Source organism: Streptomyces sp. NPDC015242 (assembly GCF_043079125.1).
Taxonomy (GTDB): Bacteria; Actinomycetota; Actinomycetes; order Streptomycetales; family Streptomycetaceae; genus Streptomyces.
This window is the reverse complement of sequence record NZ_JBIBUF010000010.1, coordinates 171,336-184,371: the sequence shown is the minus strand read 5'-3', so window position 1 is coordinate 184,371 and position 13,036 is coordinate 171,336. Positions and strand designations below refer to the sequence as shown.

The following is a 13,036-nucleotide window of genomic DNA, read 5'->3' as shown; positions in this document are numbered from 1 at the left end:
CGGCGCCGGGGGGGGGGCCCCGGGCCCGCGCCGCGGGACGCCGCCGCTGGGGGTGTCTCCCCTGCGCCCCCCCCCCGGGCCCGGGCCGCCCCGCCTCCCGTTACGGGAGGCGGCGCTCCGCACGGCGAGACCGTGGACGGCCCCGCCGGGATCAATCGGCGGACGTGGTGTCCGCGGAGCCGATGTAGGACACGCCGGGGAAGCGCAGTGCGAGGTCGCGAACGGTCCCGACCACCTGCTCCGGCGCCTCACCGCGCAGCAGGAGACGCTCCAGGATGTCGGCCACCTCGCTCATGTGGGCTTCCTTCATGCCGCTGCGTGTGAGTTCCTGCGTGCCCAGCCGCAGGGCCGGCATGCCGTCGCTGCTGGGCAGGGGAACCGTCGTACTGCGGACGTTCGCCCGGGTCAGCACCCTTCCCCAGCCGTGCGGTCCCTGGTCGGCGGGGATGTACACCCAGACCTGGTGCGTCTCGGTCCAGCCGAACTCCTCACCCGCCACGCTGAAACCACGCTGCGCCAACTGCCCCGCCAGCTCGCGGGCGTTGGAGATGATCTGCTGCGCGTGTTCCACCCGGCAGGGCATCAGCTCCTCCAGAGTGATCGCCAGTGCGCCGACGTTCCCGGCGTGTGAGCTGGAGGCCGTGAACGGAATCCTCTCCATGACCTTTTGGGCCAGGGTCTCGTTGTTCGTGACCATCAAACCCTTCTGCGGACCCGGCAGCGTCTTGTGGGTACTGCCCGAGACGGTGTCGAACCCGCCGTCGAGGACGAGGGTCCGGGGAGCGGCCGGCAGGATGCCCATCAGGTGCGAGGCGTCCAGGCAGATCAGGGCGTCCGGTGCCGCCTGCCGCAGCAGCCGGGCGTCGGGAAGGCGCAGCATGCTGGACGCGTCGAGATAGATGACGTCGACGGGGGTCTCCGCGAGCCGGACGGCGAGCGCCTGGTAGTCGATGAGCAGCGTCTTCCGGTCGAAGGGCAGACGCGAGACGGAGTGCCCCAGGCCCTCGCAGATCGTGATGGTGGCGTAGTGTCCGCCGTCCTCGGGGTGCAGAACCATGACGCGGCTGCCGGCCGGCACCAGGGCCGTGATGACGGTGTACATGGTGTGCAGGCCGGACAGGAAGTGCACGCAGCCGTGCCGGGCGCCGTAGAACTCCTTCGCCAGGTCGACGCAGTAGTCGTACACCTCCCCCAGCCCCATGACGTCCCCGTAGTGCGACACCGGGCCCTCGACGTAGGGATAGCGGTTGTTGGCGTCGCTGGCCAGTGCCTCCCGTGCCCGTGGGGAGAGCCTGTTCTCGATGGGGAACAAGTTGAGGCTGGGCTTGCGCCGCAGGACTTCCAGCACGTCCATGGAACACTCCTCTGGTGGCCGGGGCAGGACAGGCGGAAATTCTTCCAACGCTTTCTTGCCGCCCCCTTGGCGTCTGCTGGCGGGCAGTGGCGGCCGAATTCACACGCCCTTGGACCGCGGGGAAGTGACGACGCGTCGGCGGCCTTTCATAAGCGCCGCAAGGGATCTTCCATTTGGCTGCAAGAAACGTTCGACACCATGTGCCGTGTCCAGCCCGACTTCCTGGCCCGTTCCGCAGGTATGCCTTCCACGTACCCGGACGCGGAGACCCTTTCTCACCGAGGAGCTGCCATGTCACGCGTGTCCACGAGCCCTTCGACTTCCCCGACCACCGCCCACGCCCTGCTCCAGCGCCTGCACGACCACGGCGTGCGCACCGTGTTCGGCGTGGTCGGCCGGGAGGCGGCGTCGATTCTCTTCGACGAGGCGGAGGGCATCGACTTCGTGCTGACCCGGCACGAGTTCACCGCCGGTGTCGCCGCCGACGTCCTGGCCCGCATCACCGGCCGGCCGCAAGCGTGCTGGGCCACCCTGGGCCCCGGGATGACGAACCTGTCCACCGGCGTCGCCACCTCCATCCTCGACAGGTCACCGGTCATCGCGCTGGCGGCCCAGTCCGAGTCCCACGACATCTTCCCCAACGACACCCACCAGTGCCTGGACTCGGTGTCGGTGATGGAGCCGATGACCAAGTACGCGGTGGAACTCCAGCGGCCGGACGACATCGTCGACCTGGTGGACTCCGCGGTGTCCGCCGCGATGACCGAGCCGGTGGGCCCCAGCTTCATCTCCCTCCCGGTCGACCTGCTGGGCGGCGAGATCGACACCTCCGCCGAACACCCCGCCGCGCGGCCGCCGGCCAAGCCCATCGGTGCCTACGAGGAGGGCTGGGAGGAGGAGGCGGACAAGGCCGCCGAACTCATCGGCTCGGCGCAGCACCCGGTGCTGGTCGTGGGTGCGGCGGCGATCCGCTCCGGAGCCGTGCCCACCATCCGCGCCCTGGCCGAGCGCCTGCGCATCCCCGTGATCACCACCTACATCGCCAAGGGCGTCCTGCCGCAGGGTCATGAACTGAGCTACGGCGCGGTCACCGGCTACATGGACGGCATCCTGTCCTTCCCGGCCCTGGAGACCCTGTTCGGCCCGGCGGACCTCATCCTCACCGTCGGGTACGACTACGCCGAGGACCTGCGGCCGTCGATGTGGCAGCGCGGCGGTGCGAAGAAGACCGTGCGGGTGTCGCCGACGGCCAATCCGATCCCGCGGGTCTACCGCCCGGACGTCGACATCGTCACCGACGTGCAGGCGTTCATGACGTACCTGGACGAGCGGACGGCCGGTTTCGCCGCGAAGACCCCGCACGACATCACGCCGCTGCGCGAGCGGATCAGCGAGTTCCTGGCCGACCCGGCCCAGTACGACGACGGCATGCGTGTGCACCAGGTGATCGACTGCATGAACACCGTCATGTCGGAGACCGCGGAGTCCGGCGAGGGCACGATCGTCTCCGACATCGGTTTCTTCCGGCACTACGGCGTCCTGTTCGCCCGCGCCGACCAGCCGTTCGGGTTCCTCACCTCGGCCGGCTGCTCCAGCTTCGGGTACGGTCTGCCCGCGGCGATGGGCGCCCAGCTCGCCCGGCCGGGGCAGCCCACCATGCTCATCGCGGGCGACGGCGGCTTCCACTCCAACAGCGCGGACCTGGAGACCATCGCACGGCTCAACCTGCCGATCGTCACGGTCGTCGTCAACAACGACACCAACGGTCTGATCGAGCTGTACCAGAACATCGGTCACCACCGCTCCCACGACCCGGCGGTGAAGTTCGGCGGTGTCGACTTCGTCGCCCTCGCCCGCGCCAACGGGATAGAGGCGATCAAGGCCGGCACGCGCGAGGAGCTCCTGGCCGCGCTGCGCAAGGGAGCGGGACTGGGCCGCCCGTTCCTGGTCGAGGTGCCGGTCAACTACGACTTCCAGGCGGGCGGCTTCGGCGCCCTGAGCATCTGATCATGGCGGGATCCCTCCCGGCAGCTGTCGGTTTCCTCGCCGCGGTCCGCCCGCACGGCGGCTCGCTCCCGCGGCCCGACTTCGCGTCCGCCGGCCGGCGCTCCGAACTGAGCGAAGAGACCGCCGGGCACAGCCTGCGGGCGGTGCTGCTGCACCCGGAGGCGCCGGACGGCGCCCACGCCCGTGACCGGGGCACCACGGTGATCCTCGCCGGGGAGCTGTACAACCGGGACGAACTCGCCGGGCTGCTGCCCGCCGGATCGTCACCGGACAGCGACGCCGCCCTCGTCCTGGCCCTCTTCGGCCTGTACGACGTCCATGCCTTCCGTCTGCTCAACGGGCGCTTCTCGGCGTTCGTCACCGCCGGGGAACGCGTCGTCCTCGCCACGGACCACGCGGGCTCCGTGCCCCTGTACGTGTCCGCCGCGGCCGGCCAGGTGCTGGCGGCGACGGAGGCGAAGGCGCTGCGAACGGCTGCGGGTGGGCAGCCGCTGCCCGCCCGGCCGGTGCGGCGGCTCGCGGGCGTCCAACAGGTGCCCGCGGGGACCGTGCTGGACGTACGGGTGAGCACGGCGGACTGCGTCGCCCACCGGACCTGGGCGCCCCCACTGTCCCGTCGGATCGTCTCCGAGCACGAGGCCGTCGAGACCGTCCGGCAGGTCCTGGACCGCGCGGTGCGGGTGCGCATGGGAACGGACACCCCGCTGGTGGTGCTGTCCGGGGGAATCGACTCCTCCAGTGTCGCGGCGCTGTCCGCCCGCCGGTCGGCGGGACGCATCGACACGGTGTCCATGGGGACGGAGGAGGCCGACGAGTTCCCGCAGGCGCGTGTCGTGGCCACCCACCTCCGCTCCGCGCACCGCGAGGTCACCGTGTCCACCGCCGACCTGCTGCGCCGGATGCCGCACACGGTGTGGGCGGCGGAGTCCCTGGACCCCGACATCGTCGAGTACCTGCTCCCGCTGACAGCCCTGTACCTGCGGCTGGAGGGAGGCGGCCGGCGCATCCTGACCGGGTACGGCGCCGACATACCGCTGGGCGGCATGCACCGGGAGGACCGGCTGCCGCACCTCGACACGGCTGTCTGCCACGACATGGCCACCTTCGACGGCCTGAACGAGATGACCCCGGTCCTCTCCCAGATCAGCGGCCACTGGTCCACCCACCCGTACTGGGACCGCGATGTCCTCGACGTGCTGGTGGCGCTGGAGGCCGGGCTCAAGCGGCGCTACGGCCAGGACAAGTGGGTGCTGCGCGCGGCCATGGGCGACCTCCTGCCCCACGAGGTCGTCATCCGGCCCAAGCTCGGCGTCCACGAGGGATCGGGAACCACCGCCGCGTTCACCCGGCTGCTGGTGGACGCCGGTGTTCCGCACCAGGGGGTGGACCGGGCCAAGCGGATGGTGGTGCACGACCTGTTCGACCACGTCGTCGTCGCGGGCCGGCATCCGGACGAGGTGAAGACCGAGGAGGTGGTGGAGCAGGTTGCCGAGCGGCTGGCGTCCGGCGCCCCGGCCGCCCTGTGACGGCACACGCACCACAAGGGCTGCACGGCCGCTTCCGGAGCCCGTACAGCCCTGCCCAGACCGGCCGACCGCAGTCAAAAGGGGCCGCCCCGTGAACCACCCCGAGCATCGCATCGACATCAACGTCTCTCCTCGCTACGCGCAGATCCCCACCTTCATGCGCCTTCCGCACGATCCGTCGCCGCAGGGCAAGGACGTCGTGGTCATCGGCGCCCCGTACGACGGGGGCACCAGTTACCGGCCCGGTGCCCGCTTCGGGCCACGCGCCGTGCGCAACGAATCCGGGCTCATCCACGGCGTCGGCATCGACCGCGGACCCGGCACCTTCGACCTCATCGACTGCGTGGACGCGGGGGACATCGACCTGACCCCGTTCAACATGCACATCGCGATGGAGACGGCGCAGCGGCGCCTGAGCGAGCTGCTGGCCGACAACGCCGCCTTCCTGATGATCGGCGGCGACCACTCGCTGACGCTGGCCGCCCTGCGGGCGGTCGCCGCCCGGCACGGTCCCGTCGCCGTCCTCCACCTCGACGCCCATTCGGACACCAACCCCGCTTTCTACGGCGGCGAGTACCACCACGGCACGCCGTTCCGGCACGCCATCGACGAGAAGCTCGTCGACCCGCAGCGCATGCTGCAGATCGGCATCCGAGGCCACAACCCGCAGCCCGACTCGCTGGACTACGCCCGTGGTCACGGGGTGCGGATCATGACCTCCGACGAGTTCTGCGCGCTCGGTCCGCAGGCGGTCGCCGCCCTGGTCCGCGAGCATCTGGGCGATGCGCCCGTCTACGTGTCGGTCGACATCGACGTCGTGGACCCGGCGTTCGCTCCGGGCACCGGCACACCTGCCCCGGGCGGCCCGACCTCGCGAGAGGTGCTCGCCCTGCTGCGCGGGGTCGGGGATCTGCGCCCGGTGGGCTTCGACGTCATGGAGGTCTCGCCCCTGTACGACCACGGCGGCATCACCTCGGTGCTGGCCACCGAAATAGGAGCCGAACTCCTCTACCAGTACGCACGCTCCGTTACCCGAGAAAGGCAGAACCCGTGACCGTAGTCGACTGCTCGGAGTTCTCCGCCGACCTGCTCGCGCTGGCCTCGCGGCTGCCGCGGATCCCCCGCCGGGATCTGTACGGCTTCCTCGACGCCGCACACGAGGCCGCCGGGGAGCTTCCCCAGGCCCTGGGCACGGCACTCGACCAGTTCAACGCCGACGGCAACCACGACGGCTACCTCCTGCTGCGCGGCCTGCCGGTGGAGGACGACGACGACCTGCCGGCCACTCCCACCAGCACCCCGGCTCCGGTGGACCGCCCGTTGCAGAACATGGAGGCGATGCTGGGGATAGTGGGCCGCCGGCTGGGCCTGCACACCGGGTACCGGGAGCTGCGGTCCGGCACCGTCTACCACGACGTGTATCCCTCGCCGGGCGCCCACCACCTGTCCTCCGAGACCTCCGAGACCCTGCTCGAATTCCACACGGAGATGGCCTATCACGTCCTCCAGCCGAACTACGTGATGCTCGCCTGCTCGCGCGCGGACCACGAGCGCAAGGCAGCCACCCTGGTCGGTTCGATCCGCAAGGCGCTGCCCCTGGTTCCCGAGGACGTGCGCGCGCACCTCTTCGACCGGCCCCTGCCGTGCTGCGTGGACGTCGCGTTCCGCGGCGGCGTCGAGGACCCCGGAGCCATCGCCAACGTCAAGCCCCTCTACGGCGACCCCGAGGACCCGTTCCTCGGCTATGACCGTGAGCTGCTCGCGCCCCGCGAACCCGACGACGTCGAGGCCGTCGCCGTGCTGTCGAAGGCGCTCGACGAGGTGAACGAGGCGGTGCGGCTGACCCCCGGCGACGTCCTGATCGTGGACAACTTCCGTACCACGCACGCCCGTACGCCGTTCACCCCGCGTTGGGACGGCAAGGACCGCTGGTTGCACCGCGTGTACATCCGCACGGCCCGCAACGGGCAGCTGTCCGGTGGCGAACGGGCAGGAGACGTCGTGGACTTCACGCCGCGCCGCTAGCACCGCGCAGAACGCCGTGGGCGTGGGACCGCCGGACCCCTGGCGGCCCCACGCCCACGGCACGCTGTGCGACCCGTGACGTCCGGTGATTGCCGGTACGGTGGGCCCACATCCGCTTTTCGGGGAGATGATTGACCTTGACAGACAGCGCAGCCTTCGACCCGCGGGGTTTCGCGGTGCACACGGCACCGGTCGGACTGGCGGACGACGGACGCGACGACTTCACCGTCCTGATGTCGACCGAACCGGCCGTCGTCAGCGCGGTCTTCACCCGATCCCGCTTCGCCGGCCCCAGCGTGGTGCTCAGTCGCGCCGCGGTCCGCGACCGCCGTGCGCGCGGCGTCGTCGTGCTCGCCCGCAACGCGAACGTGGCCACCGGCTCGGAAGGCGAACGCAACGCGCGCGAGGTGCGCGACTCCGTGGCCCGGACGGTGGGCCTGGCCGAGGAAGAGCTCCTCATCGCCTCCACGGGTGTGATCGGCCGGCAGTACCCGATGGAGTCCATCCGCGACCACGTCAAGACCCTCGTCGCGCCCGAGCCGGGCCCCGACGGTTTCGAGCGGGCGGCACGCGCCATCATGACCACGGACACACGGCCCAAGGTGGCGCGCGCCCGGGCCGGCAACGCCGTGATCACCGGCATTGCCAAGGGTGTCGGGATGATGGAGCCCGACATGGCCACCTTGCTGACCTTCTTCGCCACCGACGCCCTGCTCGACCCCGAGGAACAGGACCGGATCTTCCGTCGGGTCATGGACCGCACGTTCAACGCGGTCAGTATCGACACGGACACCTCCACCAGCGACACGGCCGCGCTCTTCGCCAACGGGCTGGCAGGGGACGTGGACCCGGCGGAGTTCGAGCAGGCGCTGCACGAGGTGGCGCTCACCCTGGTCAAGGACATCGCGTCCGACGGGGAGGGTGCCAGCAAGCTGATCGAGGTCCAGGTGAGCGGCGCCCGTGACGCCGCGCAGGCCAAGCGCGTCGGCAAGGCAGTGGTCAACTCTCCCCTGGTGAAGACCGCGGTCCACGGCGGTGACCCCAACTGGGGCCGCGTCGCGATGGCCATCGGCAAGTGCTCCGACGACACGGACATCGACCAGGACAAGGTCGCCATCCGGTTCGGGGACGTCACGGTCTACCCGCCCGGCCGGTCCGGCGGTCAGGACGAGGACGAGGTGCGCGCCGCCGTGGCCGACCGGATGCGGGGCAGTCACGTGGTCATCGGCATCGATCTCGCCATCTCGGACGGTGCCTTCACCGTGTACGGCTGCGATTTGACGGAGGGGTACGTCCGGCTCAACGCCGACTACTCCACCTGACCGCGTCCCCGACCCGTCCCCCTCGTGACGGAGACCGCCGCTCGGCGAGCGGCGGTCTCCGTCACGAGCAGCCGCATCACCAGCTGTCGTGGTGCATGACCTGTTCCAGCGGCTGCCGCCGGGCGGGCTTGAAGTCGGTGCCGATCGAGAACGCCGTCGGTATGAGTGCCGCCTGGACCACACCGTCGGGAATCTCCAGCAGTTCGGCGATCTCCTTCTCGTACATCAGGTGCAGCGTGGTCCAGGCGGTTCCGAGCCTGCGCGCTCGGGCGGCGAGCATGTAGCTCCACCCGGCCTGGACGATGGAGCCCCACTTGCCCGCCTCGTTGTACTCGGGCGCCTCGTTGGCGTCGAGGCAGGGGATGACGAGCACGGGCACCTCGCCCATCCGATCCCCCAGGTGGGCGACGCTGTCGCCCACACGCCGCTGTACCGCGTGGCGTTCGGGGTCCTCCGGGTACAGCGTGCCGCAGGCCCCCTCGGACTGCAGGTAGGTCTGGACCGCCATCCGGTAGTACCGGCCGATCTCGGCCCGCTGGTCCGGATCCGTGACGACCAGCCAGTGCCAGGTCTGGCGATTGCTCCCGGTGGGAGCCTGCAGCGCGATCTCGATGCATTCCTTGACGAGTTCCAGCGGCACCGGGCGGGTCAGGTCCAGCCGCTTGCGTACCGATCGGGTGGTCGTGAGCAGTTCGTCCGGGTTCAGGTTCAGCAGAGGCATGGAGATCCCTGGGTGTCGGCGGTCCGTGGACCGGGGGTGCGATGACGGGACGTACCGGTGGGCTTCGGGTGGGGGACTCGGTCAGGACGACGGAAGGGGGTCGGCTTCCTCGTGCACCCGCTGCCGGCGCAGCCGGGCCAGGACGAGATGGAGGGCGGCGGCCAGCAGTCCCAGCGCCGTACAGGCCACCCATACCGCGGTGGTGCCGGACACTTCGATCAGCTGGCTGCTGAGGAGCGGGGCGAGGGCCACGGCAGAGCTCCAGACCAGCAAGAGGCGGCCCTGGTAACGGCCTTGGGCGTGCGCCGGGGCCAGGAGTGCCACGAGTGTCATGCACCGCGGCAGGACGACGATCTCTCCCAGGCTCCACAGCACGACGGTCGCCGCGTATCCCGGCAGACTGTGGACCGCGCCGGTGAGGCCGAAGCCGATGCCGGAGAGCAGGGTGGCCACAGCCAGGGCGCGCTCCGGGCGGAAACGGTCGGCCAGCCGGCTCAGCGGCAGCTGGAACACCGCGATCACCAGGCCGTTCACCATCATGACGGTGCCGTACTCCGCCGGCGAGCGCCCCTGCTCCGTCATCGCCAAGGGCAGCGCCACCAGGGGCTGTTGGAACATCAGGCCCAGGAGGAGCACCGAACCGAGCAGCACCGCGAACGGGGGGTCCCGGTGCACGGCCGTACGTCGTCGGCCTGACGCTTCACCCGGCGGCTGTGCCGCCTCCGGGCGGGTCTCCGGGACGCAGCGATAGACGACGGCCCCCGCGACCGCGTTGGCGATCGCGTTCACCGCGAACAGCAGGGCGAAGCTCCGGTCGGCGGCTGCTCCGGCGGAGACGGCTGCCACGGAGAAACCCAGGTTGGTCGCCCAGTAGAGCAAGGAGTAGGCGCGCGGCTGGTCCGCTTCGCTCACCAGGTCGGCGACGGCCGCCGCACGAGCCGGCCGCGTGGCGTTGAGCCCCACGCCCACGACCAACGTCCCCGCGACCACCAGGAGCTTGGTGTCGGCGAAGCCAAGTCCCGCCATGCCGACGACGGTGAGCGCCTCACTCGCCAGGAGTACCGCCCGGCGGCCGAGGCGGTCGGCGAGGATCCCGCCGACGAAGGCCGCGAGGCCGCTGCCGACACCGAACACCGTCATGACGAGACCGGTGAAGGACACCGAATAGTCCCGCACGCTGGTCAGGTAGATCGCGAGGTACGGCACGACGAAACCGCCCGCGGACGTGATGAGCGTTCCGCCCCAGAGCCACCAGAAGGTGCGCGGCAGGCCGCCCGGGCGGGGGGAGCGCCGTTTCACGAGCTGTCCATGAGCCCGTGGTGGAGGACGGGCGGGGTCACCCCTGCTCCTCGTACTCGATGTGCAGGGTCCTCTCGAGGTGCTCACGGAACTGCACCGCTTCCTCGTCGGACTCGTGGTGGGACAGCACGATCGCCGGATACGCGGACCAGGCCGGATACGGGCGCAGAACCGCTCCGGGGGCGACGGCCTGCGCCACGTGGTCGACCCGGGGATCCGTGCGGACCTCGTCCAGGCCGCGTATGCGGCGGAAGGTGCCACCGGTGCCGACCGGGACCAGATAGGCCGCCGCGTGACCGGCCGGCACCGGCTCCTGGGACCAGCACCGGGGTTCCCGGCCCAGATGGATGCGCACGGTCTCGGCCGCGAAGTCGATGCCGCTGCTGCCCTGGACCAGGTGGTGCATGAATCCCCCACCGCCGATGCGCGCGCCCATCTCCAGCAGGACCGGCCGCACCCCGCCGACCAGACGCAGCTCGGTGTGCGTGGCGCCCTCGTCGACCCCGAAGGCGTGATGGGCGGCGACCACCTCGGCCTCGACGGCGGCCAGGATCTCGGCAGGCAGCCGGGCGGGTGCGCGTAGCGTGGTCTCTTCGAAGTAGGGCCCGGTGAGTTGGCCCTTCCAGGAGATGGCGCACACCTTGACCCGGCCTCGGTGCACCAGGGACTCGGCGGATATCTCCGGCCCGTCCAGGTACTCCTCGACCAGGACACCGCTGCCTCCGCCCGTTTCGGCGGGCTTGTGCGCCCGGGCCTCCACAAGCTGCCAGGTGCTGCCGACGGCTTCCTCGAGCTGTTCCTTGTCGTCGACACGGATGACACCGAGGCTGGAGAATCCCCGTGCCGGCTTCACCACCACCGGGAACCGCAGCGTCAACGCATCGGTCCAGTCCTCCTTGCGCTCCGGGGCGACGAGGCCGGGGACCGCCAGGCCCGCCTCCGCCAGGCGCTGCCGCATGCTGCGCTTGTCGCGCACCACCGCCGCCGCCTGCTCGGACAGGCCGGTGAGCCCGAGAGTCCGCGCGGCACGTGCGGTGAAGGGCACGACCAGCTCGTTGCCCGCCATGATCCCGTCGAAGGGGTCCGAACGGAAGCGCTCGACGAGCGCCGACAGCGCCCCGTCCGGATCCGCCTCCACGTCCAGGGGCAGGACCTCGGTCACCGCGGCGGCCTGCCGCGCCGCTTCCGGGTCGGTGCCCGTCCAGGGGATGAGCACCACATCGACGCCCACGCGCTGGGCGGCCTCGAACACCCACGGAGCGGTGATGAGTTGGCCTACGAGAACAATCTTCGGGCGTTGCGGCATGGTGACTCCGTGGGAAGGGTGACGGGCGAACCGTTGGGACGGGCGACGAGACCGGGCCGACCACCGGTGGCCCCGTCGTGCAGTCTTGCGCGCGGGCCTTGTCGTCCTCTTGAACGCGGCATGACGCAGCGGACGCGCCGGCCGATCCGGCCGGCGCGTCCCTCGTCAGCCGCAGCGGGATCGCGCGAACTGGTACAGCAGCTCCGCGCCCACCTCGGTGGCCAGCAGGGACGTGATGCCTCCGTGGTCGTACGGAGGGCAGACGCCCATCACGTCGAGGCCGACCGGTTCCAGATCACCGACGCAGCGCAGCACTTCGAGGACGTCGAGCGAGGAGGGCCCGTCGGGTGCCGGTGTTCCGGTTCCGGGCGCGAACCTCGGATCCACGACATCCATGCCGACGGACACGTACACCGGTACGTCCCCCACGATGTCGCGGATCACGCGTGCGGTGGCGGAAGGACCGGCGGCGCTCACTTCGGCGGCGCTGATGACCCGTGTGCCGTGGCTCCGGGCCTCATCCTGCGGTCCCGGCTCGACGCGGTGTCCGCGGACGCCGATCTGCACCAGTCGCCGAGGGTCGATCAGCCGCTCCTCGACAGCGAGACGGAACGCCGTGCCGTGGTGGTACGCGTTGCCGTACAGGGCCGGTTGGGTGTCGCAGTGCGCGTCGAGGTGCACCGCGGCGATCCTCCCGTGCTTGCGGGCGACCGCGCGCAATGCCGCCAGAGTGAGTGCGTGGTCGCCCCCCAGCATCAGGAACGCGTCGTTGTGCTCCAGCAGTGCCTGGAGGCTCCGCTGCGCGACCTCCATGACGATGTGGGCGCCGCCGGCTGCCAGGTCGATGTCCCCGGCATCCGCGCAGTCCAGGAAGTCCGAGGCGATCGCTCCTCGGCCGAAACCCGTGCTGAGAAGGAGGTCCGACCCCTGCCGAATGGCCCGCGGGCCCAGCTGTGTCCCCGGCCGGTGAGTGGTACCGGCATCGTACGGGGCGCCGATCACCACCACGTCCCGGCCCCGCGGAGCTGATTGGTAGGGGATTCCCAGGAAGGTCGGATTCTGCGCGTAGCGCCCTGTTGAGTCGTTGCCGATGTGTTCCACGGCCCCACTGATCATCGCTCGTCGTCAATGTCCTGGCTTCTTGCTCGCATTCACGGCCACCCGCCACTGCGAGCGAACGGCATTCTGCAGCCACGGGCTTGCAATTCACTGAACAGTATCTTGCAGGATTCTTGCCGCAGCGTCGCTTCGTACAGTTCCGGCCTGTCCCCGCGCCATCCGTCACCCTCCTCCGGGCGTGCCCATCACCGCAGATCAGCCGGTCAGGCCCCTCGCGTGCCGCCCGCGGGCCAACTTCACGTGGCTTATTTCTTTCAGGACGCGAATTGGCCACACGAGGCTTTGGAAACTGGCCAGATAATTACTCGATTAGCCGCGACACAAGGTCCGAGTGCCCGATTTGACTCACACCTGTGA

Annotated in this window: 10 protein-coding genes; 5 read left to right on the top strand and 5 right to left on the bottom strand. The window is 70.4% G+C overall.

Annotated features, from left to right (window positions below; genetic code table 11):
- Window positions 1–151: 151 nt before the first annotated feature.
- Window positions 152–1,354, bottom strand: coding sequence for a serine hydroxymethyltransferase (locus tag ACF07N_RS30770; protein ID WP_392119160.1), 1,203 nt, complete (start codon window positions 1,352–1,354; stop codon window positions 152–154).
- A 291-nt stretch (window positions 1,355–1,645) separates the two neighbouring features.
- Between ACF07N_RS30770 and ACF07N_RS30765 the strand changes: the two genes are divergently transcribed.
- The 5 genes from ACF07N_RS30765 (at window position 1,646) to argJ (ending at window position 8,234) form a co-directional block, all read left to right on the top strand.
- Window positions 1,646–3,361, top strand: coding sequence for a thiamine pyrophosphate-binding protein (locus ACF07N_RS30765; RefSeq protein ID WP_392119158.1), 1,716 nt, complete (start codon window positions 1,646–1,648; stop codon window positions 3,359–3,361).
- A complete protein-coding gene (locus ACF07N_RS30760; protein ID WP_392119525.1) occupies window positions 3,361–4,887 on the top strand; it encodes an asparagine synthase-related protein in 1,527 nt (508 codons plus the stop codon). Before ACF07N_RS30765 ends, ACF07N_RS30760 begins: the two co-directional genes overlap by 1 nt.
- A 157-nt stretch (window positions 4,888–5,044) precedes the next feature.
- Window positions 5,045–5,941 carry an agmatinase gene (gene speB, locus ACF07N_RS30755; RefSeq protein ID WP_383326930.1) on the top strand — a complete coding sequence of 299 codons (897 nt, stop codon included), beginning with the start codon at window positions 5,045–5,047 and terminating at the stop codon, window positions 5,939–5,941.
- Window positions 5,938–6,912, top strand: coding sequence for a clavaminate synthase Cs1 (gene cs1, locus ACF07N_RS30750; protein ID WP_392119155.1), 975 nt, complete (start codon window positions 5,938–5,940; stop codon window positions 6,910–6,912). The genes speB and cs1 overlap by 4 nt, the downstream gene beginning before the upstream one ends.
- Window positions 6,913–7,049: 137 nt before the next feature.
- Window positions 7,050–8,234: a bifunctional glutamate N-acetyltransferase/amino-acid acetyltransferase ArgJ gene (gene argJ, locus ACF07N_RS30745; protein ID WP_392119152.1), complete on the top strand. Its 1,185-nt coding sequence runs from the start codon at window positions 7,050–7,052 to the stop codon at window positions 8,232–8,234.
- A 76-nt stretch (window positions 8,235–8,310) separates the two neighbouring features.
- Here the strand turns inward: argJ and ACF07N_RS30740 are convergent, their stop codons facing one another.
- The 4 genes from ACF07N_RS30740 to ACF07N_RS30725 form a co-directional block, all read right to left on the bottom strand.
- Window positions 8,311–8,955 (bottom strand): nitroreductase family protein, encoded by a 645-nt coding sequence (locus tag ACF07N_RS30740; protein WP_392119149.1) that lies wholly within the window; start codon window positions 8,953–8,955, stop codon window positions 8,311–8,313.
- Between the two features lie 81 nt (window positions 8,956–9,036).
- Window positions 9,037–10,254 (bottom strand): MDR family MFS transporter, encoded by a 1,218-nt coding sequence (locus ACF07N_RS30735; RefSeq protein WP_392119146.1) that lies wholly within the window; start codon window positions 10,252–10,254, stop codon window positions 9,037–9,039.
- Between the two features lie 37 nt (window positions 10,255–10,291).
- Complete coding sequence (locus ACF07N_RS30730) at window positions 10,292–11,560, bottom strand: ATP-grasp domain-containing protein (protein ID WP_392119143.1); 1,269 nt, start codon at window positions 11,558–11,560, stop codon at window positions 10,292–10,294.
- A 165-nt stretch (window positions 11,561–11,725) separates the two neighbouring features.
- On the bottom strand, window positions 11,726–12,661 hold the full coding sequence (locus tag ACF07N_RS30725) for an arginase family protein (protein WP_392119140.1): 936 nt from the start codon (window positions 12,659–12,661) through the stop codon (window positions 11,726–11,728).
- Window positions 12,662–13,036 lie beyond the last annotated feature (375 nt).